At 62.0% G+C, this 25,308-nt stretch carries 24 protein-coding genes; 5 read left to right on the top strand and 19 right to left on the bottom strand.

The features are described 5' to 3' along the window. Positions 1-196: 196 nt before the first annotated feature. The 5 genes from AMK00_RS16930 (at position 197) to AMK00_RS16950 (ending at position 8,206) form a co-directional block, all read left to right on the top strand. Positions 197-1,126: an ABC transporter permease gene (locus tag AMK00_RS16930; RefSeq protein WP_064804493.1), complete on the top strand. Its 930-nt coding sequence runs from the start codon at positions 197-199 to the stop codon at positions 1,124-1,126. After that, entirely contained in the window at positions 1,123-2,250 is a 1,128-nt protein-coding gene (locus AMK00_RS16935; RefSeq protein WP_064804494.1) for an ABC transporter permease, read from the top strand. The genes AMK00_RS16930 and AMK00_RS16935 overlap by 4 nt, the downstream gene beginning before the upstream one ends. A 59-nt stretch (positions 2,251-2,309) precedes the next feature. Beyond that, positions 2,310-3,281 (top strand): ABC transporter substrate-binding protein, encoded by a 972-nt coding sequence (locus AMK00_RS16940; protein ID WP_064804495.1) that lies wholly within the window; start codon positions 2,310-2,312, stop codon positions 3,279-3,281. 392 nt (positions 3,282-3,673) lie between these two features. Next, on the top strand, positions 3,674-4,864 hold the full coding sequence (locus AMK00_RS16945; protein ID WP_064804496.1) for an efflux RND transporter periplasmic adaptor subunit: 1,191 nt from the start codon (positions 3,674-3,676) through the stop codon (positions 4,862-4,864). A 12-nt stretch (positions 4,865-4,876) separates the two neighbouring features. Beyond that, positions 4,877-8,206, top strand: coding sequence for an efflux RND transporter permease subunit (locus AMK00_RS16950; RefSeq protein WP_064811159.1), 3,330 nt, complete (start codon positions 4,877-4,879; stop codon positions 8,204-8,206). Between the two features lie 75 nt (positions 8,207-8,281). Here the strand turns inward: AMK00_RS16950 and ureG are convergent, their stop codons facing one another. The 19 genes from ureG to AMK00_RS17045 all read right to left on the bottom strand — a co-directional run bounded on the left by ureG (position 8,282) and on the right by AMK00_RS17045 (position 25,181). Continuing rightward, the gene (ureG, locus tag AMK00_RS16955) at positions 8,282-8,893 is read right to left on the bottom strand and encodes an urease accessory protein UreG (protein ID WP_064804500.1); all 612 of its coding nucleotides are present in this window, start codon (positions 8,891-8,893) and stop codon (positions 8,282-8,284) included. A gap of 89 nt (positions 8,894-8,982) precedes the next feature. Continuing rightward, positions 8,983-9,654 carry an urease accessory protein UreF gene (locus AMK00_RS16960; protein WP_064811160.1) on the bottom strand — a complete coding sequence of 224 codons (672 nt, stop codon included), beginning with the start codon at positions 9,652-9,654 and terminating at the stop codon, positions 8,983-8,985. Positions 9,655-9,660: 6 nt separating this feature from the next. Further along, positions 9,661-10,203 (bottom strand): urease accessory protein UreE, encoded by a 543-nt coding sequence (gene ureE / locus AMK00_RS16965; RefSeq protein WP_064811161.1) that lies wholly within the window; start codon positions 10,201-10,203, stop codon positions 9,661-9,663. Between the two features lie 86 nt (positions 10,204-10,289). Continuing rightward, the gene (locus AMK00_RS16970; protein ID WP_064811162.1) at positions 10,290-11,153 is read right to left on the bottom strand and encodes a GGDEF domain-containing protein; all 864 of its coding nucleotides are present in this window, start codon (positions 11,151-11,153) and stop codon (positions 10,290-10,292) included. A gap of 329 nt (positions 11,154-11,482) precedes the next feature. Continuing rightward, a complete protein-coding gene (locus AMK00_RS16975; protein WP_064811163.1) occupies positions 11,483-12,154 on the bottom strand; it encodes a TIGR02117 family protein in 672 nt (223 codons plus the stop codon). A 28-nt stretch (positions 12,155-12,182) separates the two neighbouring features. Continuing rightward, positions 12,183-13,895: an urease subunit alpha gene (gene ureC / locus AMK00_RS16980; RefSeq protein WP_064811164.1), complete on the bottom strand. Its 1,713-nt coding sequence runs from the start codon at positions 13,893-13,895 to the stop codon at positions 12,183-12,185. Between the two features lie 3 nt (positions 13,896-13,898). Continuing rightward, entirely contained in the window at positions 13,899-14,537 is a 639-nt protein-coding gene (locus AMK00_RS16985; protein WP_064804511.1) for a hypothetical protein, read from the bottom strand. Position 14,538: 1 nt separating this feature from the next. Next, positions 14,539-14,946 carry a lysozyme inhibitor LprI family protein gene (locus tag AMK00_RS16990; RefSeq protein ID WP_064811165.1) on the bottom strand — a complete coding sequence of 136 codons (408 nt, stop codon included), beginning with the start codon at positions 14,944-14,946 and terminating at the stop codon, positions 14,539-14,541. Positions 14,947-14,963: 17 nt separating this feature from the next. Beyond that, entirely contained in the window at positions 14,964-15,269 is a 306-nt protein-coding gene (locus AMK00_RS16995; protein WP_003542314.1) for an urease subunit beta, read from the bottom strand. Positions 15,270-15,279: 10 nt separating this feature from the next. Continuing rightward, positions 15,280-15,531 (bottom strand): DUF1272 domain-containing protein, encoded by a 252-nt coding sequence (locus AMK00_RS17000; RefSeq protein ID WP_064804515.1) that lies wholly within the window; start codon positions 15,529-15,531, stop codon positions 15,280-15,282. Between the two features lie 9 nt (positions 15,532-15,540). Then, positions 15,541-15,843: an urease subunit gamma gene (locus tag AMK00_RS17005; protein WP_064804517.1), complete on the bottom strand. Its 303-nt coding sequence runs from the start codon at positions 15,841-15,843 to the stop codon at positions 15,541-15,543. A gap of 28 nt (positions 15,844-15,871) precedes the next feature. Then, positions 15,872-16,693, bottom strand: a complete 822-nt coding sequence (locus tag AMK00_RS17010) for an urease accessory protein UreD (protein ID WP_064811747.1) — start codon at positions 16,691-16,693, stop codon at positions 15,872-15,874. Between the two features lie 138 nt (positions 16,694-16,831). After that, positions 16,832-17,527: an urea ABC transporter ATP-binding subunit UrtE gene (urtE, locus tag AMK00_RS17015; RefSeq protein ID WP_064804519.1), complete on the bottom strand. Its 696-nt coding sequence runs from the start codon at positions 17,525-17,527 to the stop codon at positions 16,832-16,834. Positions 17,528-17,545: 18 nt separating this feature from the next. Then, positions 17,546-18,064, bottom strand: coding sequence for a hypothetical protein (locus AMK00_RS17020; RefSeq protein ID WP_064804521.1), 519 nt, complete (start codon positions 18,062-18,064; stop codon positions 17,546-17,548). A gap of 76 nt (positions 18,065-18,140) precedes the next feature. Further along, positions 18,141-18,896, bottom strand: a complete 756-nt coding sequence (gene urtD, locus AMK00_RS17025; protein WP_064811748.1) for an urea ABC transporter ATP-binding protein UrtD — start codon at positions 18,894-18,896, stop codon at positions 18,141-18,143. A gap of 5 nt (positions 18,897-18,901) precedes the next feature. Then, a complete protein-coding gene (urtC, locus tag AMK00_RS17030; protein ID WP_064811166.1) occupies positions 18,902-20,065 on the bottom strand; it encodes an urea ABC transporter permease subunit UrtC in 1,164 nt (387 codons plus the stop codon). After that, the gene (gene urtB, locus AMK00_RS17035; protein WP_064811167.1) at positions 20,062-21,687 is read right to left on the bottom strand and encodes an urea ABC transporter permease subunit UrtB; all 1,626 of its coding nucleotides are present in this window, start codon (positions 21,685-21,687) and stop codon (positions 20,062-20,064) included. Before urtB ends, urtC begins: the two co-directional genes overlap by 4 nt. Positions 21,688-21,798: 111 nt before the next feature. Further along, positions 21,799-23,091, bottom strand: coding sequence for an urea ABC transporter substrate-binding protein (urtA, locus tag AMK00_RS17040; protein WP_064804526.1), 1,293 nt, complete (start codon positions 23,089-23,091; stop codon positions 21,799-21,801). 188 nt (positions 23,092-23,279) lie between these two features. Further along, positions 23,280-25,181 (bottom strand): acid phosphatase, encoded by a 1,902-nt coding sequence (locus AMK00_RS17045; protein ID WP_064811168.1) that lies wholly within the window; start codon positions 25,179-25,181, stop codon positions 23,280-23,282. Positions 25,182-25,308: the final 127 nt, after the last annotated feature.

Genomic DNA, 25,308 nt, shown 5'->3' on the forward strand with positions numbered 1-25,308 from the left:
GGCATCTCCCCCACAAGGGGGGAGATCGATATGCCGAACCGGCTTCCCCAAACAATCAAAGCCCCCTGATCCAGCGTCGGAGCACGGGGGACCGATGCGCTATCCGCTTGCCAATCTCCCCCCTTGTGGGGGAGATGCCCGGCAGGGCAGAGGGGGGTGGCTGCGTATTCGACGCCCCAAAATGGGGGCAGACCCTATGAAACCCGAAACCCTCAAAAACAAGATCGTCCCCGTCACCACCATCCTGCTCGCGCTCATCGCCATCTGGTATGTCGCCGCCATCCTCATGAACGCGCCGTTCCAGCGTGACATGGATAGCCGCGCCGGCGTCACGCCGACCACGATGGAATTCATCGGCAAGACGCTGGCGCAGCCGAAGCCGATCCTGCCGGCGCCGCACCAGGTGGCGCAGAACGTCTACGAGAATACCGTGCTGCGCAGCCTTTCGAGCAATCGCAGCCTCGTCTATCACAGCTGGGTGACGCTCTCCTCCACCCTGCTCGGTTTCGGATTCGGTATGCTGCTCGGCATCCTTCTTGCGGTGCTGATCGTTCACAATCGCGCTATGGACCGATCGTTGATGCCCTGGCTTGTGGCGAGCCAGACCATTCCGATCCTTGCCATCGCGCCGATGATCGTCATCATCTCCTATAATGTGCTGACCGGCGACAATGCGCTGGCCCACCTCCTCAACCTCGATTCCGACGCGTCCCGTCTGGTCTCCAAGGCGCTGATCTCCACCTACCTCTCCTTCTTCCCTGTTGCCGTCGGCATGGTGAAGGGGTTGCGGTCGCCCGAGATCATGCATCTCGATCTGATGCGCACCTATTATGCGAGCCCAATGCAGACTTTCTGGAAATTGCGTGTCCCTGCCTCGATCCCCTTCCTCTTCACCTCGATGAAGGTCGCGATTGCCGCAAGCCTGGTCGGCGCTATCGTCGGCGAGCTGCCGACCGGGGCCACCGCCGGCATCGGTTCGAAGCTGCTTGCCGGCTCCTATTACAGCCAGACTATCGATATCTGGGCGGCCTTGGTCGCCGGATCGCTGCTGGCGGGTATCCTGGTTGCAATCGTCGGCCTTGCCGCCAAGATCGTCGAGCGCGCGATGGGCGGGAGGCCGGCATGAGACACCTGACCTTCTCCTGGCAGGGCGTGACCGCCCTCCTCCTCTGCCTTGCAGCGCTGATCACCCTGCCGCTGCTGGCCGAGGGGGCGGCACGGCCCTTCACCGACGGCACGGCGAGCCTCGTCTTCATCATCGTCGCCGCCGCCGCACTGCTGTCCTTCGCGCCACAGCCGCTGGCCTACCGCGCCACCGTGCTGTTCATCGGCGCCCATGGCGCCGCCTGGATGCTGCTGTCCGCTCTCTCCGGCAACGATGGCATGGCGACGCGGGCTTTCTTCCTGCTGCTCTTCGCCTGCTGGCTGCTGGCTTGGCGATGCGTCACCGAGCTATCGAAACAGCAGCCCGTCACCGCCTTCGGCAAATCGGCGCTGCAACTGCTGATCCCGGCAATTTTCGGCGCCTGGATCCTCATCCTCTGGGAGGCGGCAACGCGCGGCGCCGGCATTCCCTTCATCATCCTGCCGCCACCGAGCGCCATCGGCGCCCGTATCATGGCTTCCCTGCCGATCCTCGGCGACGACGTCAGACAGACCATCTTCAAGGCGGTATTGATCGGCTATATCATCGGCTGCCTTAGCGGCTTCATCGTCGCGGTGCTGGCCGATCGCGTCGCCTTCCTGCGCCGCGGCCTGCTGCCGATCGGCAACATGGTCTCAGCCCTGCCGATCATCGGCATCGCCCCCGTCATGGTCATGTGGTTCGGCTTCGACTGGCCGTCGAAGGCCGCAGTCGTCATCATCATGACCTTCTTCCCGATGCTGGTGAACACCGTCGCCGGCCTTGCCGCCTCCGGCAGCATGGAACGCGACCTGATGCGCACCTATGCCTCGAGCGACTGGCAGACGCTGTTCAAGCTCAAGCTTCCGGCTGCCATGCCATTCATTTTCAACGCACTGAAGATCAACTCGACGCTGGCGCTGATTGGTGCCATCGTTGCCGAATTCTTCGGGACGCCGATCGTCGGCATGGGCTTCCGCATCTCCACCGAGATCGGCCGCATGAATGTCGACATGGTGTGGGCGGAAATCGCTGTCGCGGCGCTGGCCGGCTCGATCTTTTATGGTGTCATCGCCCTGACTGAACGGGCGGTGACGTTCTGGCATCCGTCTATCCGTGGTGGCTAGGCGCGCGCGGGCTTCGCAAATGGGGGCCGGGCATAACTTCAGAGGGTAAGGACAAGAAAATGAAAAAGTTGATGGTTGCAATGATGGCGAGCGCCATGTCGCTGGCAGCGGCCCATGCGATGGCCGCCGACAAGGTGGTTCTGCAGCTGAAATGGGTCACGCAAGGCCAGTTCGGCGGTTATTATGTCGCCAAGGACAAGGGCTTCTACAAGGAGGAAGGCCTCGACGTCGAGATCAAGCCGGGCGGCCCTGATATCGCCCCTGAGCAGGTGATCGCCGGCGGCGGCGCCGATGTGATCGTCGACTGGATGGGCGGCGCTCTCGTTGCCCGCGAAAAGGGTGTTCCGCTCGTCAACATCGCCCAGCCCTACCAGAAGTCCGGCCTGGAAATGATCTGCCGCAAGGACGGCCCTGTAAAAACCGAAGCCGACTTCAAGGGCCACACGCTCGGCGTTTGGTTCTTCGGCAACGAATATCCCTTCTTCGCCTGGATGAACAAGCTCGGCCTCTCCACCGAAGGCGGCCCGAACGGCGTCACCGTGCTGAAGCAGAGCTTCGACGTGCAGCCGCTCGTCCAGAAGCAGGCCGACTGCATCTCCGTCATGACCTATAATGAATACTGGCAGGCGATCGATGCCGGCTTCAAGCCGGAGGAACTGACGGTCTTCAACTATACCGCGATGGGCAACGACCTCTTGGAAGACGGCCTCTACGCGATGGAAGACAAGCTGAAGGATCCGGCCTTCAAGGAGAAAATGGTCAAATTCGTCCGCGCCTCGATGAAGGGCTGGAAATACGCGACCGAAAACCCTGATGAAGCCGCCGAGATCGTCATGGACAACGGCGGCCAGGACGAGAACCACCAGAAGCGCATGATGGGCGAAGTCGCCAAGCTGGTCGGCGACGGCTCCGGCAAGCTGGACGAGGCGCTCTATGCCCGCACGGCAAAGGCACTGCTCGATCAGAAGATCATCAGCAAGGAGCCATCGGGCGCCTGGACGCACGAGATCACCGACGCCGCATCCAAGTAAGGACCGCAGCATTTTAGGAACGCGCGGGGGACATTTCCCGCGCGTTTCGTTTTTCCCCACTGATAAAAAATGCCTTGCAGCTGTCGCATTTGTCGGGCGTCAAACGTCATTAGGGTAGAGCCAGGATCAATCATCGTCATGCTCGCATAACCCTTCGGTGATTGATTCAGGTTCTGATGGCAATTATTATCGGCTCATGGGGAATTGTTTTCTGCCGGGCTTGCATATCGAGCAAATCGATACCAATTAGAAGCCGATTTGCCGGCGAGGGATGAAGACGGCAATGATGTGCGGATACCCTTGAGAATGCAGGAAAGGCAGTGGCCTGGTCGCGAGCTGAAGGACAGACGCGCGAGTTCGGCCAACCTTGTTACAAGATTGGACGACGACGCATGGCACGCAGGCCGAACGGATTTTTAGGCGCATCCACCCTTCTTGCAGCGGCATTGGCTGCATCCACCGCATTTTCGCAGGAAGCGCCGGTCGCAAAACCGCAGCAGAACCTGCCGGCGATCGTCGTTACCACGGCGACAAACCGCACTCTCGTCGACCGTGTCATCGGCACCGGAACGGTCAAGCCTGTCGAGGAGGTCTATATCCAACCGCAGGTCGAGGGACTGTCGATCCGCACGCTGAAAGCCGATGTTGGCGACAAGGTTCAGGCCGATAGCACGCTGGCGACCCTGAACGATGATGCGTTAGTATTAGAGAAAAGCCAGATGATGGCGACGAAGGCCAAAGGCGAGGCAAGCCTTGCTCAGCTGCGCGCCCAACTCATCGAAGCCCAGGCCAACGCCGAACAGGCCAGGCAGCAACAAGCCCGCGCTCAGGAAATGGGCAAGAAGGGCACCGTTTCCACCGCCCAGGTCGAACAGGCCGATGCGACCGCCGCCGCCGCCAATGCCCGCGTCGTTTCCGCCGAACAGGCGATCGAAGTCGCCGAAGCCGATCTCAAGGTCTTCGACAGCCAGATCGCCGATGCGGATCTGAAGCTTGCCCGCACTGACGTGAAGACGCCGGTCGCCGGCACGATCGCGGCCAAGAACGCCAAGGTCGGCGCCATTGCCGCCGGCAACGGCGATCCGCTGTTCACTCTCATCCGGGACGGCGATATCGAGCTTGTTGCCGAAGTCGCCGAAAGTGACATCGTCAGGATCATGGCCGGCCAGAAGGCGACGATTTCGCTGTCCGGCAGCCGCGAGAAGCTTTCCGGCGCCGTGCGCCTGGTGTCGCCGACCGTCGATCCCACCACCCGCCTTGGCCTCGTCCATATCTCCATCGACGATGACAGCAAGGCGCGCTCCGGCATGTATGGCAGCGCTGAAATCGTCGTGCGCGAGACACAAGGCGTATCGCTTCCCCTGACCGCGGTCCTGACGGGCAATGAAGGCTCATCGGCCCGCAAGGTCGAGGATGGTGTGGTAAAATTCGCCAAGATCGAGACCGGCATCCAGGACGGCGCCTATGTCGAGATCGTTCAGGGATTGAAGAGCGGCGATGAGGTCGTGGCCAAAGCGGGTGCTTATGTCCGCGACGGCGACCACATCACGCCGGTGCGTGAACAGCCCGCGGCTTCCAACTAAAGAGACCATTCGATGAATTTTTCAGCCTGGTCCATTCGAAACCCGATCGCGCCGCTGCTGGCCTTCTGCCTGTTGATATTCATCGGCATCCAGTCCTTCAACACGCTGCCGATCACCCGCTTCCCGAACATCGACGTGCCGTTGGTTTCGATCAGCGTGACGCAGAGCGGCGCTTCGCCGGCCGAACTGGAAATGCAGGTGACGAAGGAGATCGAAGACGCGATCGCCTCGATCACCGGCATCGACGAAATCCAGTCGACGGTGACCGACGGCAGCTCGCAGACCAACGTCATGTTCCGCATGGAAGTGCCGACGGAACAGGCCGTGCAGGACGTCAAAGATGCGATCGATCGCATCCGCAGCGATCTGCCGGCGACAGCCGAAACGCCGATCGTCACCAAAGTCGATGTCGAAGGTCAGGCAATCCAGACCTTCGCGGTGTCGTCGCCCGACATGTCGCTGGAAGAACTCTCCTGGTTCGTCGACGATACGATCAAGCGCGCGCTGCAGGGCCAGGCCGGCATCGGCCGCGTCGATCGCTACGGCGGCGCCGAGCGTGAAGTGCGCATCGAACTCACCCCCGCCAAGCTCGATGCTCATGGCATCACCGCCGCAAGCGTCAACCAGCAGCTGCGCGGCACCAACGTCGACCTCGGCTCCGGCCGCGGCCAGGTGGCGGGCAGCGAACAGGCGATCCGCGTTCTCGGCGACGCCCGCAATGTCGCCGAACTCGCCGACACGACGATCGCGCTGCCAAACGGCCGCTTCGTCAAGCTGTCCGACCTCGGCATCATCAAGGACACCTACGAGGAGCCGAAATCCTTCTCGCGCTTCAACGACACGCCTGTTGTCACCTTCGGCGTCTTCCGTTCAAAGGGCGCCAGCGAGGTCAGCGTCGCCGAAACCGTGGCGCAGAGCCTCGACAAGGTCAGAGCCGATAACCCGAATGTGAAGATCGAGATGATCGACGATTCGGTTTATTTCACCTACGGCAATTACGAAGCCGCCATCCATACGCTGCTCGAAGGCGCGCTGCTCGCCGTCATCGTCGTCCTGCTGTTCCTCCGGAACTGGCGTGCGACGCTGATCTCGGCGATCGCCCTGCCGCTGTCGGCGATCCCGACCTTCTGGGTCATGGACATGATGGGCTTCTCGCTGAACCTCGTCAGCTTCCTTGCCTTAACGCTGGCAACCGGCATCCTCGTCGACGATGCGATCGTCGAAATCGAAAACATCGCCCGCCACATCAAGATGGGCAAGACGCCCTATCGGGCGGCGATCGAGGCGGCTGATGAAATCGGCCTCGCCGTCATCGCCACCACCTTCACGATCATCGCCGTCTTCGTGCCGGTTTCCTTCATGCCGGGCATTCCCGGCCAGTATTTTATCCAGTTTGGCCTGACGGTCGCTTTCTCCGTCTTCTTCTCGCTGATGGTGGCGCGCCTGATCACGCCGATGATGGCCGCCTATCTCATGCGCGCCGAGGATGGCGTTGACGACCATCATGATAATGACGGCCTGCTGATGAAGGGCTATACGCGCCTTGTCACCGGCACGACTCGCAAGTGGTATTGGCGTTATACGACGTTGATTGTGGCCCTCCTCTTCACGGTTGGTTCGGTCATATCGCTATTCATGTTCGTGCCAGGCAGCTTCCTGCCGCCGGAAGACGCCTCGCGTATCGTTCTCTCCGTCGAACTGCCGCCGAATGCGCGGCTTGACGACACCGAGAAGACGACCGATGCGATCTATGACAGGGTCAAGGACATCAACGGCGTCGAAAGCGTCTTCGTCCTCGGCGGCGCATCGCCGAAGGGCGAACTCGAATTGCGCCGCGCGACGATCACGCTCGCGCTCGACAAGCTCGACCAGTCGTTGGTCAAGAAGGTGGTCAACGACGTGCTCGGCCACATCCCGGTCATCGGCCCGATGCTGCCGAAGGTCGAAGTTCACGGCCGTGAACGTCCGCAATGGGACATTGAAAAGGAGGTCTTCGCCAAGCTGCGCGATATTCCCGACGTCCATATCCTCAAGCTCAACGACCGCGGCGAACGCGACCTCTCCTTCAACTTCCTTTCCAAGAACGAGAAGGACCTGAACGACGCCGTCGGCATTCTGGAATCCAGGCTGCGCGCCGATCCGTTGCTGGCAAACGTCAGCGCCGACGGCGCCCTGCCCCGTCCGGAACTGCAGGTCTACCCGCGCAAGGACGAGGCCGCCCGCCTCGGCATCACGCCGCAGCAGATTTCCGAAACGATCCGCGTCGCCACCATCGGCGATGTCGATGCGGCCCTTGCCAAGATCTCGCTCGACGATCGCCAGATCCCGATCCGGGTGCAGGCAGCACTCGACATGCGCCGCGACCTCGCGGCCATCCGGGCGTTGAAGATCCAAACCGCCAGCGGCGGCACCGTTCCGCTCGCAAGCGTCGCCAATATCGACTATTCCGAAGGCGTAAGCTCGATCAAGCGCAACAACCGCAACCGCGTCGTCGCGATCGGCTCCGACCTGCCGCAGGGCGTGGCGCTCGACACGGCCTCGGCCCGCTTCCGCGAGATCGTCAAGGCCGCCAACATTCCGGCCTCCGTCCACCTTGCCGAAAGCGGCGATACCAAGGTGCAGACCGAGATGCAGCAGAGCTTCGTCAACGCCATGTTGATGGGTCTGCTGCTGGTGCTGACGGTGCTGATCCTGCTCTTCAAGGACGTGATCCAGCCCTTCACCATCCTGTTCTCGCTGCCGCTTGCCATCGGTGGCGTCGCGGCGGCTCTGATCATCACCAGCAATCCGCTGTCGATGCCGGTCATGATCGGGATTCTGATGCTGATGGGGATCGTCACCAAGAACGCCATCCTGCTCGTCGATTTTGCGATTGAGATGCGCCATCAGGGCATGGCCCGTGTCGAGGCCATGGTCGAAGCCGGCCGCAAGCGTGCCCGGCCGATCATCATGACTTCGATCGCCATGTCGGCGGGCATGCTGCCGTCGGCGCTCGGTGTCGGCGAAGGTGGCTCGTTCCGCGCGCCGATGGCAATCGCCGTGATCGGCGGCATCATCGTCTCGACGGTGCTGTCGCTCGTCGTCGTGCCGTCCTTCTTCCTGATCATGGACGACCTGTCCCGCCTGCTCGGCTGGATGTTCGGCCGTCTGGTCGGCCGGAAGGACCAGGAGGACCTACCGCTGTCGCGCGAGGATCTCACCCGCGTTACCCGCGAGAACCGGAGCGACATCGATGCGCTGGACGAGCGTCTGACCGCGATCGAAAAGCCGGAAGGCAAGCGCAAGAGTTCCACCGGCAAGGACACGAACGTACTCCGCTTGCCGCCGTTTGCGGCGGAGTGAAGAAAGCTGAGAAAAAAACCGGGCCGGGAGCGAACTCCCGGCCCGTTTTTCTTTTCTCTTGCTGCGGGATGACCGTCAGAGCCCGCCCTGTTCCCTGAGGAAACTGACGATCGAATTAACGCCGTCGCCGCGCTTCATGTCGGAAAAGACGAAGGGGCGTGAGGCGCGCATGCGCGTCGCATCCCGGTCCATCACCTCGAGATCGGCGCCGACATGAGGCGCGAGGTCCTTCTTGTTGATGACGAGCAGGTCCGAGCGGGTGATGCCAGGCCCGCCCTTGCGCGGGATTTCCTCGCCTTGGCAGACGGAGATGACATAGATGGTGATGTCGGCGAGATCGGGTGAAAAGGTCGCCGCCAGATTGTCACCGCCGGACTCGATGAAGACGACGTCCAGATCGGGAAAGCGTTCGTTCAGGCTGGCGATCGCCTGAAGATTGATCGTCGCATCCTCACGAATGGCAGTGTGCGGGCAGCCGCCGGTCTCCACGCCGACGATGCGGTCGGACGGCAAAGCCTGCATCCGTACCAGCGCCTCGGCATCCTCGGTCGTATAGATGTCGTTGGTGACGACGGCGACCGAATAATCGTCGCGCATCGCCTTGCAGAGCTTTTCCGTCAGCGCCGTTTTGCCCGAGCCGACCGGCCCGCCAATGCCGACACGCAGGGGTCCGTTTCTTGATTTCATGTGTTTCACTCCAATCGAGCCGGATGATAGCGACGGCGGCGGCGCGCGCCACCGTCAAATGACGCAGTTTCTGCGGTTAATTGACGTCCTCACGAGCGAAACAACCGCGTCGTCTGAGTCTCGTGGCGCAGGCTGGCGATATCGGCCTGCACGGTAGCCGAGCCGAGCTCGTCGAGTGTCGACGCTGCCGCCCGCCGGGCAACCTCCACGATATGCTCTTCAAGGCCGGCCAGCACGGCAACGCCATCCCGCTGCCCCGCCACGCCAAGACGGATGCCTGACGAAACCGCTTGCGAGGCATAGGCGTGCAGGAAGGCCGCGAGCACTTTCTCAAGCCCTATGCCGTGCGCGCCCGCAACCGCTCCGACGGCGACGGGATAAGCGGCCTTTCCGGGAAGCCTCTCGAACACCTCATCCGGCCAGGCCCGCGCGGCCGCGAGAAAGGCGTCACCGAGCAGCATGGTTTCCTGGTGGCGCTCACGCGACCCGGCAAGGGCCTCGGCGAGAGCGGTAATCTCGGCAAGGCACGCGGGGCTCGCCTGTTGCCTGTGGCTCTCAGCCAGCAGCACCGCGTCGTTCCAAACCGAACCTTGGCTGATCAATGTGGCGATCCAGGCGGCAAGCGAGGCCGCATCGATGACGAGCCCATCGGCCGTCGCCCGTTCCAGCCCGCCCGAATAGGCAAAACCACCAATCGGAAAGGCCGGCGAGAGCCACGCCGTCAGGCGCAGCAAGGCCTGCAACTCGCGATCCCCGGTCATTGTGCTTCAATCGTGCTTGTGGCCGTGATGATGCCCGTGGTCATGATGGTGCCCGTGGTCATGAGCCGCATGACCGTGATCATGGGTGTCCTGACCGTGATCATGCGAATGTCCGCCATGGGAATGATAGGCTCCACGTGCCGGCTGGAAGGGCTCTTCGATATCGAGCACGGCGGCGCCGAGTCCCTGCAGCATGGTGCGGATGACATGGTCGCGCAGGATAACGATGCGATCTTCCTCGATCTGGGCGGCTAGATGCCGATTGCCGAGGTGCCAGGCGAGCTCAATAAGATGCGTGCGGTCGCGTCCGCGAATCTCGAAGAGTTTCTCGTCGGCCGCAAGGATCTCGATCAGTTCGCCGTCTTCGCGCACAAGCAGGTCGCCATTGGCGAAGAGCACCGGATCCTTGAGGTCGAGCATGACCATCTCGCCATTTTCCAGATGTAGCAGCTTGCGGCGCAGATGCCGCAGATCATGCGGCAGCTTGACCTGGGCGGTCGGATGGGAGGACGGGGTTCCGGCAGGAAGATAGGAGGTAACGCGCTGCATGACATGTCCGTTTTGCTGAAAGGACGACCATGCAAAATAGCTCTTGCCGATGCAAGCACCAATGGCCTTTCGTTGGCAGCTTGGCTTTATATCCCGTAGGCCTGCATCACGCTGTCGCTGCCCAGTCGCCTGCCCTCCGCGTCGGGACCAGCTTCAGCAAGTCCGTGCCAGGCATGATGCAGCCCCTCCCTCTCGTGCACGACGCGATTGCGTCCGAGCGCCTTGGCGAGATAAAGCGCCCGGTCGGCCGAGGCATAAACCTGCTGCTTGTTGCGCCCAGGAATGAGATCCGCCACGCCGCCAGAAATGGTGATGGCAATATGGTTCCCATCTGCCACAAGCCGCCTGCCGGCGATATCGGCCTGCACGGCTTGGATCCGCTCCAACCGTTTCTCCAGCGGTTCTCCGGAGACGATGACGCCGAATTCCTCGCCACCAAGGCGCGCAACGACGGACGATTCGTCGAAGGCGGTGATCAGCACCGCCGAAACCGCCGTGATAACCGCATCGCCGCAGGCATGGCCGAAGCGATCATTGATCGCCTTGAAACGGTCGACGTCGAAAATGACGAGCGAGGCGTCGCCTTCGATCCGATCCAGCGCCTCGGTGAAGGCGCGCCGGTTCAACAGGCCGGAGAGGGTATCCGTGCGGCTGAGCTTTTCGAACTTTGCCCGCGATAGCGTCAGCTCGTGCATGGTGAAGCCTGTGGCCAGCGACAGCATTCCGGAAACCGTGCCGCCGACAAGCCAGGAAAAAATGGCGCCGAAGCCGATCGCGTGCGAAAGGGTCACCGGCAGCAGCCCGAGAAAACCGAGTGGCGGTATCGTCAGCGCAATGATGAGGCCGGAGAAAATGACGGCAAGAAAGCTCATCTTCAACGCAAAGACATAGACGTGCCTGCGATATTGAAAATCGCCAAACTCGGCCTGCAGCGACATCCAGTTCCTCATGAGAATCGACCTTCCTGCCCGGCGTTTCAAGGCATTGATAAGTGCGCAATTGCTGCGGGTGTCTTAATCGACTCGCTAAAATTTGAACGATTTCAGACGATTCGGTGGAGAGATTTTTTCTAGCAGGGGCTGCAAGTCTCCAATCCCTGAATCGAACAGAGCACGGAAGCAGCTAATCGACTGATCTATAATAGCTTTCTTGAGTTCTTGCGCTGGGCTGTTTCAGAATGGTGTAACTGAAAAAAATTTGGGTTTCCTGGTGATTTTTACAACCGGACAGAGAGTTCCGTTCACAATTTCGTTTAAGCGCGGACAGGCTGGCCGGTGCGTCAATTGTAGACACTAATAGACAATCGCAATGATTGTGGAATCGGGTTCCATAAGCCAGTTCGAAGCCCCGCCGAACGGAGTGCAGCGGCAGTCCAGGTGTTGCAGCCGAAGAGGGCATTGAAGTATCCCTTGGCGTCGAAAAACCGATCGATCTCCCCGTAACCGGCATCCGGGATCGGCGCGATCTCGCCCGCATTGCGGACGAAGCTGTCCGCGATGAATTGGCGCAGCCGCGCCAATTCATCGTCACCAATAGCGAATGCGGTAACATCTGGCTGCGGCTCGGCAATATGGCCGGCGAGATCGACATGCAGCACCGAACGGTCCATCGTCAGCGCCCGTAGCACCGGTAGCGGCTTCAGCTCAGCCCAGGTCGGTGTTTCCAGATAGAAGGCGCGGCCGCCCCAGCCGACCACGAACCATTCCGCATTCGGGTGATCGAGCGGAAAATCGGCATCGTCGAGAAAGGAAAAGGCAGCCCGCGTCTCCGCATCGAGCGGAATGGCAATATCGGTATGGATCGGTCCCGACAGCAGAAGCACCCGGTGGATTGGCGCCGCGGACGACGCCTTGACCGGAGCAATCAGCGGCCGGGGAATGAAGGTCCCGCCCGCTGCCAGCATCAGAAGCAGGAATAGGGCCCGCAACAGCCAGCGGATGCCCGTCCTCATAAGCCGCCGCGCATGCACGGATGCTGGCCTAAAACAGGAAATAGCGCTGCGCCATCGGCAGCACCGTCGCTGGCTCGCAGGTCAGCAGTTCGCCGTTCGCCCTGACTTCATAGGTCTCCGGATCGACTTCGATCTCCGGCGTCAGGTCATTGTGGATCATCGATGCCTTGGAGATGCCGCCGCGCGTATTCTTCACCGCCACGAGTTCCTTGCCGACACCGAGCCGGCTCTTCAGGCCGGTGTCGAGCGAGGCCTGGCTGACGAAGGTGACGGAGGAATTGGTGAGGCTCTTGCCATACGAGGCGAACATCGGCCGATAATGCACCGGCTGCGGCGTCGGGATCGAGGCGTTCGGATCGCCCATCGGGGCGGCGGCAATCGAGCCGCCGAGCAGCACCATGTCGGGTTTCACGCCGAAGAGGGCTGGGTTCCAGAGCACGAGGTCGGCGCGCTTGCCGACCTCGACCGAGCCGATCTCATGGCTGAGACCGTGGGCGATCGCCGGATTGATCGTGTATTTGGCGATATAGCGGCGGACGCGGAAATTGTCGTTATCGCCCTTTTCCTCCTTCAGCCGGCCGCGTTGGCGCTTCATCTTGTCGGCCGTCTGCCAGGTGCGGATCGCCACCTCGCCGACACGGCCCATGGCCTGGCTATCGGACGAGATGATCGAGAAGGCGCCGATATCATGCAGGATGTCTTCCGCCGCAATCGTCTCCTTGCGGATACGGCTTTCGGCAAAGGCGATATCCTCGGGGATCGATGGCGACAGGTGATGGCAGACCATCAGCATGTCCAGATGCTCGGCGATGGTGTTGACCGTATAGGGCCGCGTCGGATTGGTGGACGACGGGATAACGTTCGATTGGCCGCAGATCTTGATGATATCGGGCGCATGCCCACCCCCCGCTCCTTCCGTATGGAAGGCATGGATGGTGCGGCCCTTGATGGCGCCGATCGTATCCTCGACGAAGCCGCTTTCGTTCAGCGTATCGGTGTGGATCATCACCTGAACGTCATAGTCGTCGGCGACCGACAGGCAGCAATCGATGGCGCCAGGCGTCGTGCCCCAGTCCTCATGCAGCTTCAGCGAGGTGGCGCCGGCCAGTACCATCTCGGTCAAGGCTCCCGGCAGCGAGGCATTGCCCTTACCAGCAAAGGCAAGGTTCATCGGGAAGGCGTCCGCCGCCTCGATCATGCGGGCGAGATGCCAGGGGCCCGGCGTACAGGTGGTGGCAAGCGTGCCATGCGCCGGCCCCGTGCCGCCGCCGAGCATGCAGGTCATGCCAGACATCAGCGCTTCTTCGATCTGCTGCGGCGCGATGAAGTGGATATGGCTGTCCATGCCGCCCGCAGTAACGATCTTGCCTTCGGCGGCGATCGCCTCCGTGCCCGGGCCGACAATAATATTGACGCCCGGCTGCATGTCAGGATTGCCCGCCTTGCCGATCGCGACGATGCGTCCGCTCTTCAGCCCGATATCGGCCTTGTAGATGCCGGAATGATCGACGATCACCGCGTTGGTGATGACGGTATCGACCGCGCCGTCCGCCCGCGTCACCTGGCTCTGGCCCATGCCATCGCGGATCACCTTGCCGCCGCCGAACTTCACCTCCTCGCCATAGGTGGTGAAATCCTTCTCGATCTCGATGAAGAGCTCCGTATCGGCAAGGCGCACCTTGTCGCCGGTGGTCGGTCCGAACATGCCGGCATAGGCGGCGCGCGAGATCTTATAGGGCATCTATCAGGCTCCGTAGGAGGAAGAGACAAGCGTTTTTCCGCCGAGCCGCCTGAGGCGGCCGGCGGCAATATAACCATCGACAAGCTGTCGTTCGGCGGCAAACGGGTGCCATTCCCAGCCAGCGTGACCGAAGCCGGCCAGCATCACCTCGGCCTCGGTATATTTGCCCAGCACCTCGGCGATGACGATCATGCCGCTGCTCGGCACCACATAGGGCGCCGGCGCAAAGGCCGAAAGCGAGGCGTCGGCGGCCTCGTGGAGCGCCTTGCCGATGACGACATGCGTCTTGCCGGCATCCGCGCAGAAGGCAGCGAACGCATCCGTATAATCATCGCAGAAATCGTCGAGCTCAGGATGCGAGACGGCAAGCGGCGCCCGCATCGCGGCGAATTTTTCCGGGTCGCGCACGCTCCAGATTTCGCGCGCCGCGACAACGCCGGGATGAGCGCGCCACTCGGGCGAGCCGAGCATTGCCTTTGCCGGCCGGCCGGTATTGCAGACCGCAACGGCGTCCGTGCGGCTGCCGCCGCCGCCGTAGGAGCGGCAATCATTGAAGCGGATGACGAAGTCGGCGGCATCGATGATGCCTGCCTGTCCTTCCCCTACCTCGCCATTGCCGACGATTACGATCTTCCTGATCACCTTAGTTGCTCATCGTGTCTGCGAGCTGTTTCAGCTCTTTCGTGCGTTTATCCATCTCTTCGGCCAGGCATCCGGCAACCAGCATCGGCTCCATCGTGCCCCCGCGCGCCTGAAAGCCAAAGGCATCGCATTCTGCGTCGCGATAGTCGATCCAGGCGCGCTGCGCCTTGACCAGCGCCTTCTCCGCGCCCCTCATGTCGCCGTCGAGATCCTTGTCAATCGCCGCCATGGCGGCACGCGTCTTCTTGTACTGTTCGTTCAGCGCCTTGTCGGCAGCCTCATGGCGCGCCTCTTCGCAGGAGGTCATGTCCGATTGCGTCTGCGGATTCTTGCAATCGACATCCTGCGCGGACGCACCGCCGGCTACAAACAGCATCGCCGCCCCAATGAGGCAAATATTCAGACGCATTCACCTCTCCCGTTGTTCTAAAGCTTGCCCATCACCAGCTGGCGGAAGCCATAGACCTCGCGCTTGCCGGAAAGCGGGATCAGCGTCACCGAGCGCGTCTGTCCCGGCTCGAAGCGCACGGCCGTCCCCGCCGGAATATCGAGACGTTTCCCGTGCGCTGCCGCGCGGTCGAAGGAAAGCCCGGCATTGGTCTCGGCGAAATGATAGTGGCTGCCAACCTGCACCGGCCGGTCGCCGGTATTGGAAACTTCCAGCGTCACCGTCGGCGCGCCGGCATTGAGTTCGATGTCGCCGCTTGCGGCAATGATCTCGCCCGGAATCATAGAGTTCTCCCTAAGCCGCCCTGGGCGCGCAGCCCTCGGCTTTCAGCACACGTTTCGTCGACGCAGGATTTTTGGCGAGCATCGCTGCCGGCCGAATGGGCCTGGCGACGAGGTTGCCACCGCAATTCGGGCAGGCGCCCTTCAGCACGCCGTCCACGCAATCGGCGCAGAAGGTGCATTCATAGGTGCAGATCCGCGCCTCCGCACTTTCCGGCGGCAGATCCTTGTTGCAGCATTCGCAATTGGGCCTGAGCTCCAGCATGCTATGTCCTCACCGGATCGGTTCGTGCACGGTGACGAGCTTGGTCCCGTCGGGGAAGGTCGCCTCCACCTGCACGTCGTGGATCATCTCGGCAACGCCTTCCATCACCTGGTGGCGGCCGATCACGTGGGCGCCGGCCTCCATCAACTCGGCGACGGGACGGCCGTCGCGCGCGCCTTCGACGACGAAATCGCTGATCAGAGCGATCGCCTCGGGATGGTTCAGCTTGACGCCGCGCTCCAGCCGCCGCCGCGCCACCATCGCCGCCATCGATATCAGCAGCTTGTCTTTTTCTCTCGGAGTGAGGTTCATTACGTGCCCATCTGCTTCGTGCTTAAATTCATAGATTCCAGACTTTCGGCACAGGCGCACCATTGCGCAAGGTGGAAATGACCGGGATCAGGATTTTTCTGAGCGAGAAGCCGTCGGCTGCCGCAAGGCGCACGACGAGCTTGTCGTTCCAGGCGCTGGCGCCACCCATCGACCCTTCGACGAGCGGCCGGACTTTGCCGAGATAGGCTTCCGCCAGCGGCCCAGCATAGAGCAGTGTCGCAAACGCGACCTGCCCGCCAAGCACGGCCTGGCGCGCAGCCAGCGCCGAAATACCTTCGGAAAGCTTCAGTTCCTCAGCATGGATCAGCCGGCCCGGACGGCGGATGCGCCAGCGGTCGCGAAAGAGCCCCGTCTCCACCGCCTCGCCCATCGCCTTGCGGCCTAGCAGCACCGCCTCGACGGCCAGGAATTCGGCGCGCTCGTCGAGATCGACATCGAGCCGGCGGAAAAGTGAAGCGCGGTCGAAGAGGATCGTTTCCTGCGGCAGCCAGTCGACGCGCGCTCCCGCGCCAACTTCGATGCGGGTCGTCACCTCGGCGGCTCCAGCCGATGCCTTGTAGATCTTCTCGCAGGCCTGGGTGGTGACGTCGATCTTCGTGCCGGCGCCGGCAACGACGTTCCAGTCCATCCGGTCGCCGCCAGTCAGCCCGCCCGCGGTATTGATGATGACGGCTTCCATCGAGGCATCGAACGTATCGGGCAGACGGATCTTCGCCGCGCCCTCCTGATAGAGTTCACGGAGGCGCGTACGGCCATCGAGCAGCCTTGCCGCCAGATGCCCGCGTCCCTCCGCTCTTTGCGGTCTCGTGCTGGCCACGGCAATCGTCATCTCGTCCCTTTCGGTCGCGCCACCGCTTTTCATTTCATCGCGCGGATGTCGGAAAGCAAGCAATTTCCATGCCGCCCGGAAGATGCGGCAGATCGGCGAAGTACGGCTCCCACTGCCGCAAAACACGGCATCTGCCCGTCAGACGGTCAGATGACGACGGGCTTCCGGCGTATCCAGCGTCTCCGCCAGCCCTTCATGCACGATCTCGCCGCGATCCATGATGTAGACGTAATCGGCAAGCTCCCGGCAGAAATCCAGATATTGTTCGACGAGCAGGATCGCCATGCCGGTGGATTCGCGGAGGTAGCGGATCGCCCGGCCGATATCCTTGATGATCGACGGCTGAATGCCCTCGGTCGGCTCGTCGAGCACGAGGATCTTCGGCCGCGTCACCATGGCACGCCCGATCGCCAGCTGTTGCTGCTGCCCGCCGGAAAGATCGCCGCCGCGCCGCGATAGCATCGACTTCAGCACCGGGAACAGGCTGAAAATATCATCGGGAATGTTGCGGTCTCGGCGGCCAAGTGGAGCAAAGCCGGTTTCGAGATTTTCCTTCACGGTGAGCAGCGGAAAGATTTCGCGCCCCTGCGGCACATAGCCGATGCCCTGCTTGGCGCGGGCAAAGGGAGGCAGGCCGTTCAGCTTCGTATCGTTGAAGGTGACGGTGCCGGCCGACAGTGGATGCTGCCCGGTGACGGCGCGCAACAGCGAGCTCTTGCCGACCCCATTGCGGCCCAGCACGCAGGTGATCTTGCCCATCTCCGCCTTGATGGAGATACCGCGCAGCGCCTGCGCCGCGCCATAATGCAGATTCGCGTTTTTGACTGTCAGCATCCGTTCACCCATTCCCCATCAGTTCATCAGGCTACGCCTCAGCGTCTGCAGAGCGTAGTCCTGTTCCTTAGTTCTCTCGCCGCCGACCGCGGCCACCTCTTCGGCAATATTGATCAGCTGCCGCCGCTCCTGCATATCGAGCACCTTGATCCAGAGGTCCCGGAACCGGCGGATCGGGTCTTCGGGACTGTTGACGTTCTTGGACGCCCATTCGCCGAAAACCAGCACCTCTTCCATGTCGCCCGGCCGAATGATTCCTTTCATGCGGCCGCGGATGACATCCCTCGCTGCGTCGACATACATCGGCTTCTCCTTGGCAAGGCAGAAGAAAAAGGCCACTGCCGCTATCGCCGGATCGGCGATCGAGGCCAGTGGCGCCGCCTCCGCCTGCTTGCGGCGTTTTCCGCGCCTATAAGCGCCCCGCATACGCTCGACGGAATCGATGATCTCATTTCCCGCCTCACGCACCATTTTAAAACGCCAATACCAGATGACGGCGCCGCTGAGCGCCGCGACCAGAATACCGAGAAAAGCCATGCTGAAACCCCACAAGAATACCCACTCGTTTTAGAGCTTGTTCTTTTGTCAGGTTCAAGCCTGGAAGTTGCATTGATCACCGCCCCAGATAGTTCTCGATCACCTTCGGATCCGAACTGACGAAATCGATCGATCCTTCCGCAAGGACCGAACCTTCCGCGAGGCAGGTCACCTTGACGCCAAGGTCGCGGATGAAGCCCATATCGTGTTCGACGACAACGACCGAACGGGTCCTGGCAATGTCTTTGAGGAGGATCGCCGTTTCCGCCGTTTCCGCATCCGTCATGCCGGCCACCGGCTCGTCAACGAGCAGCAGCTTCGGCTCCTGCGCGAGCAACATGCCAATCTCCAGCCACTGCTTCTGCCCGTGCGAGAGATTGGCCGCGAGTTCGTCGCGCCGGTGCGTCAGCCGCACCGTTTCGAGGATTTCCTCGATACGCGCCCTGTCCTCGCCCAAAAGCCGGTAGAACAGCGTCGAGAAAACCGAGCGGCGGCGGTTCAGCGCCAGTTCCAGATTATCCCAGACCGTATGGCTTTCAAAGACAGTCGGCTTCTGGAACTTGCGGCCGATGCCTAGCTGAGCAATGTCGGCCTCGTCCTTTTTGGTGAGATCGACAGTGCCGTTGAAGAACACCTCGCCCTCGTCGGGCCTGGTCTTGCCGGTGATGATATCCATCATCGTCGTCTTGCCGGCGCCATTCGGGCCGATGATGGCGCGAAGCTCGCCGGGCTCGATGACGATCGAGAGCGAATTCAGCGCCTTGAAGCCGTCGAAGGAAACGGAGACGCCGCTGAGATAGAGCACGCTGTTGGGTTTGACGTCGGGAATCACTGTGTTCACTCCGCTGCCTGGATTTTCGGCTCGATGCCGTCCTCCTCTGCCGCCGGCGGGACAGAATCGGAGACGGCTTTCCGTTTGCCGAGATAGTGCGAGATCGTGCCGACGACGCCCTTCGGCAGGAACAGCGTGACGGCGACGAAGAGGCCGCCGAGCGCAAACAGCCAGAACTCCGGAAAGAGGCCTGTGAAGATCGTCTTGCCGCCGTTGACGAGGATCGCGCCGATGATCGGCCCGATCAGCGTCCCCCGCCCGCCGACCGCCGTCCAGATGACGACCTCGATCGAGTTGGCAGGCGCGAATTCGCCGGGATTGATGATGCCGACCTGCGGCACGTAGAGCGCCCCGGCAATCCCCGCCATCATCGCCGAGACGACGAAGGTGAACAGCTTGAAATGCTCGACGCGGTAGCCGAGGAAGCGCGTGCGGCTTTCCGCGTCGCGCACGCCGACCAGCACCTTGCCGAACTTCGAGCGCACGATTGCCGAGGCGATCGTCAGCGACAGCGCCAGGAAGATCGCGGTCGCGGCAAAGAGGCTTGCGCGTGTGCCGTCCGCCTGGATGTTGAAGCCGAGGATATCCTTGAAATCGGTCATGCCGTTATTGCCGCCGAACCCCATGTCGTTGCGGAAGAAGGCAAGCAGCAGTGCGTATGTCATCGCCTGGGTGATGATCGAGAGATAGACGCCGTTGACGCGCGAGCGGAAGGCGAACCAGCCGAAGACGAAGGCGAGCAGCCCGGGTACGGCGAGCACCATCAGCGCCGCGAACCAGAACTGGTCGAAGCCGTACCAGAACCAGGGCAGGTCCTTCCAGTTCAGGAACACCATGAAATCGGGCAGGATGGGATTGCCGTAGACGCCGCGCGAGCCGATCTGGCGCATCAGATACATGCCCATCGCGTAGCCGCCGAGCGCGAAGAAAGCGCCGTGACCAAGCGAGAGAATGCCGCAGAAGCCCCAGACGAGATCGAGCGCCAGCGCCAGCAGCGCATAGGTGAGATACTTGCCGAACAGCGCCATGATATAGGTCGGCACGTGCAGCGGGTGCGTCGGGCCGGTGGCAAGGTTCAGCACCGGCACGAGAATGGCGACCACCAGCAACAAGGCGACGGCGATGGAGATCCTGCGATCAAGAGACCGAAGAAGGAAGGCCGTTATCATGCTTCCACCGCCCTTCCTTTGAGTGCGAAGAGCCCACGCGGACGCTTCTGGATGAAGAGAATGATGAGGACGAGCACCAGGATCTTGCCGAGCACGGCGCCGGCGAAGGGCTCGATGAACTTGTTGACGACGCCGAGCGACAGCGCGCCGACCAGCGTTCCCCAGAGATTGCCGACACCGCCGAAGACGACGACCATGAAGCTGTCGATGATGTAGTTCTGGCCGAGGTTCGGCGAGACGTTGTCGATCTGCGAGAGCGCCACACCGCCCATGCCGGCGATGCCGGAGCCGAGCGCGAAGGTGAAGGCATCGACCCAGCCGGTGCGGATGCCCATCGACGAGGCCATGCGGCGGTTCTGCGTCACCGCCCGCATCTGCAGTCCGAAGGCGGAGCGCTTCAGCAGCACCAGGAGCGTCAGGAACACCACCATCGAGAAGACGATAATCCAGAGCCGGTTCCAGGTGATGGCGAGCCCGCCGAAATCGAATGCGCCGGACATCCAGCTCGGATTGCGGACCTCGCGGTTGGTCGGGCCGAAATAGCTGCGGATCGCCTGCTGCAGGATCAAGGACACGCCCCAGGTGGCAAGCAGCGTTTCCAGCGGGCGGCCGTAGAGATAACGAATGACGACGCGCTCGATGACGAGGCCGACGAAACCGGTAAAGACGAAGGCGGCCGGCACCGCGAAAGCCAGCGAATAATCGGCAAGCGACGGAAAGGCCGAGGTGATATATTCCTGCACGACATAGGTCGTATAGGCGCCGATCATCACCATCTCGCCATGCGCCATGTTGATCACGCCCATGACGCCGAAGGTGATGGCAAGGCCAATCGCGGCCAGCAGCAGTACCGAACCGAGCGACAGGCCGTACCAGACGTTCTGGACGACGTCCCAGAGCGCCAGGTCGCGGTTGATCGAATTGATCTCTGTCTGGATCGCTGGCTTCAGATCGTCACGGGCATTCGCCATCGCCGTCGTCAGGATCGTCAGCGCATCGCGGCCGCCGCGGGCGGCGATCATGTCGATGGCGGCCCGCTTCTCCTCGCTGCCGGCATCGCTCTTCAGCACCATCACGGCCCGCGCCGCTTCCATCGTGTTTTTGATCTCCCCGTCCTTCTCGGCTGAAAGAGCCGAATTCAGAAGTTCGAGATTGGCGGGATCGGCATCCCTCAGCATGCCCTCAGCCGCTGCGAGCCGCGCGGAGCGATCCGGGCTCAAAAGCGTCAGCTGACTCATCACAGTCGTGATCGTGGTGCGCAGCGAATTGTTGATCTTGACCTTCGACATCATGTCGGGGTCGACATCGGCAACCGCCTCGCCGGTGATCGGATCGGAATAGGTTGGCTCGTCCTCCGTGCCGCCCTGAACGAGAACGGGGCCGCCCTCCGAATTGACGTAGAGCTGGCCGTCGCTCAGTTGCTGCAGGATCTGGCTGACATGCGAATCCCCGGAAGCGGCAAGCGCCCGGATGGCCGCATCGCGCTCGGGAAAGCCGCCGACGCCGAGCGCATCGACGAGAGCGTGCACGTCGCCCTCGGCGCGCAGACCGGTCACCGAAAGCGCCAGGCCGGAAAGCATCAGGCAAAATGTCAGAAGGAAAATCTTGATGGCGCGAAACATCGGCTCTCTCGCCTTGAGTGTCGTCGGCCTTGCGGCGCAGCGGTAAGGACAGCGCTTCCGCCCGGATCGGCTCCGGACGGAAGTCTTCAGGCTTTCAACGGATGGGGTTCCTCAGGAGCCCTTGCCACCGCACTTACCTGTGGCAACGTTGAAGTTGCCGCAGGAGAGAGGCTTGCGCCAATCGGAGATCAGGTCCTTTGAGTCAGGCAGGTAGTCGGACCATTCGTCGCCGACGACGGCGGGCGTCTGCTGGACGATCTCGAACTGGCCGTCGGCCTGGATCTCACCGATCAGCACCGGCTTGGTGATGTGGTGGTTCGGCATGACGGTGGCATAGCCGCCGGAGAGGTTCGGAACGGTGACGCCGATAATGTTGTCGAGAACGGCATCGGTATTGGTGGTGCCGGCGGCCTGGACGGCCTTCACCCAGGCGTTGAAGCCGATATAGGCGGCTTCCATCGGGTCGTTGGTCACGCGCTTGTCGTTCTTGGTGAAGGCATGCCATTCCTTGATGAACTTCTTGTTGGCCGGGCTTTCCACGGACTCGAAGTAGTTCCAGGCGGCGAGATGGCCGACGAGCGGTTTGGTATCGAGACCGGCAAGCTCTTCTTCGCCGACCGAGAAGGCGACAACCGGAATGTCGGTCGCCTTGATGCCCTGGTTGCCGAGTTCCTTGTAGAAGGGAACGTTGGCGTCACCGTTGATGGTGGAGACGACGGCGGTCTTCTTGCCGGCCGAGCCGAATTCCTTGATCTTGGCGACTTCGGTCTGCCAGTCGGAGAAACCGAACGGCGTGTAGTTGACGAGAATATCTTCCTTCGGAATGCCCTTGGATTCGAGATAGGCTGCGAGGATCTTGTTGGTCGTACGGGGATAGACGTAGTCGGTGCCTTCGAGCACGAAGCGCTTCACGCCCTCGGTCTTCATGAGGTAGTCGACCGCCGGGATAGCCTGCTGGTTCGGGGCTGCACCCGTATAGAAGATGTTGCGCGAGGATTCTTCGCCTTCATACTGCACGGGGTAGAAGAGCAGCGAATTCAGCTCTTCGAAGACGGGCAGGACGGATTTGCGCGAGGACGAGGTCCAGCAGCCGAAGACGGCGGCAACCTTGTCCTTTTCGATCAGCTCACGCGCCTTTTCGGCAAACAACGGCCAATCGGACGCCGGATCGACGACGACGGCTTCGAGCTTCTTGCCGAGAAGGCCGCCCTTCTTGTTCTGCTCGTCGATGAGCATCAGCATGGCGTCTTTCAGCGTGGTTTCGGAAATTGCCATCGTGCCCGAGAGCGAATGCAGCACGCCGACCTTAATGGTGTCATCGGCAGCGACCGCACCATGGAAGGCGGCCGAAGCCGCCATGACGGCACCGAGCGCGGCACCTGTAATAGTGGTTCTGAGATTCATCTGATCGAACTCCCCTCTTTTGTTCCGCAACAGGCCGGAAACGGAAATCAACTGTTGCCGAGGGGACTATCGGGTGCTGCAGCGCAAAAACACATACGCAAAATGACGTAGGCGCAGGGGGGCAAACGGGCGGCCGGGAAACAAGGGCATCCCCGCAACCGGGGATGCCCTCCATCTGTGAACGGAAATCAGCCGTCGATCGTCAGCGTAACCGATGTCGGACCGTAGGAGAGGCTCGCCTTATGGCCGGAGATGGTGAACTTGCCGAAGCTGCCGGTGACGTTGCCCGCCTTCAGGATCTCGATCTTGGTTCCGGGCGTCGGGGTGAAGCCGTCGGCAAGCGTCACGTCGAGATCGCCGGCGAGCTCCGCCTTGCCGTTGATCACAAGGGTGCCGGCGCCGTCCGCGCCGAGTGCAAGCTTCGCCACAGCATTGGTCTGCCGATAATCGCCCCCCACGATCAGCGGCTTGTCGGCCGCCACCACGAGCGAACCGCCGTTCACCGTCAGCCCGCCGGTGCCGAAAGCCGAAGACGAACCGGCGACCAGCACGCCTTCTTCCAGGACGGTGCCGCCCGCATAGCTGTTGGCGCCGGACAGGCCGAGGATGCCGCTGCCGCTTTTCACCAGCTTGCCCTTGCCGCCGATGTCGTTGCGCCAGGTGTCGATTGCACTGAAGCCGCCCTTGGCCGCATCCATCGTTACGGTCACGTCCTGGTCGAATGCACCATAACCGTCGGCGGCAGCAAACAGGTTGAGACGGCCGTAACCTTCCGCGTCGTCGAGGAGCGGATAGCCGGAAGCGATTTCCGTCGTCTTCAGAACCTCGCGGCGCTGTTCGCCGTTAAGATAAGGCAGACGCGTTTCGAGCAGCGCTTCGGCGCCTTGCGGCACACGCGCCGGCTGGTCGGTCGCATGGATGGTCGGCAGGCCGTAGCTCAGGCGCTGCAGCACGTAAGCGCGATTGGCGTCATGATCGGCGAAACGGTCTGCGGCGAGCGGTGCGGCATGGGCAGCGACTTCGAGCGCACTCGCATCTGCAACGCCTGACTTGGCGATGAGCCATGACTGCGCCTGGGCGTAAGCGTCGCTCTTCAGCGCAGCGTTGTCGGCCTTGTTCAGATTGTAGACGACCGTCGCGGTGCCGAGCATGCGGCCGCCCATCACGTCGAGCGGAGAATGCATGCCGGAAAGGATGCGGTCCTCGCCCAGTTCGCTGGCGCGTGTGATCATTTCCTGAAAGCGCTGCGGTACGAGATAGGCCATGGCGAGCGCATCCCGCCAGGCTTCCGCCGTATGCCCGCTCGGGAAACCGCCATCCTCGACCGGCTTGCCGCTCTTTGCGGGCACCAGGGTCGGGACAACCGACACGTCCTGGCTCCAGCGGTAGGGGCGGCCATATTTGAAATAGCGCTTGGCGGGTTCCGTCGAGCCGTCAGCGCTTGCGGCGTTGATGAAGTCGATCGCAAGCCCCATGTCCGGGTTGGCGTCGGTCTTGTTTTCGGTATCCGGCTTGCTGCCGGCGCCGCGATTGTTGCCCTTGTCGTCATATTTGACCGTCGTCGCGTCGGCCGCCACCTCGGTGATGGTGGTGGTCTGCTTGGAGCCGGCCTTCCAGGCATCCGTCAGCGGTCCAAGGCCGTCGACGATGCTGGCATTCTTGCCGCGCCGGTCGTCGAGATAGGCGGCAACCGCCTGCTCGGCCGTCCGCGCCTTGGTCACCTTGACGGCATAGGCGATGTTGGCGTCATGGACGAGCTTGTTGACGATCTGGCCGTCGGTTTTGCTGAAAGGAATGCCGTCCCAATCCGTCTTGGCGACCGCCGGGCAATTGTCCTTGGCCGCCGCTTCGACGCCCGCGTCGACAAAAGGCGTGCGCGGGGTCCAGATTTCCAGAAAGCCGGAGAGAAGGTGCACGGCGGCATTGGTGTCCACCGTCGAGAAGCAGGCGTCACCGCGCTTGTTGGTGTTTCCGGTCTCGACGTAAGGCGCTTTTGCCGTCGTGGCCTGCTCGGCGTCAGCAAGCGACGGCACGATCGAAACGAGGCAGACGAGAGCGGTGCTCAGGCGGAAAAGGCTTGAAACAGACATGGATGTTACCTGAAATGGTTGAAGGAACGCCGGGAGAGTTAGAGAGCTCGTGTGACAGAGCGGCTTCAAAAATATGGCAGTTCAGTGAATCTGCCAGTGCTACGCCCTTGCCTTTCTCAAGCATCCC

The organism is Rhizobium sp. N621, from assembly GCF_001664325.1.
GTDB classification, from domain to species: Bacteria; Pseudomonadota; Alphaproteobacteria; order Rhizobiales; family Rhizobiaceae; genus Rhizobium; species Rhizobium esperanzae.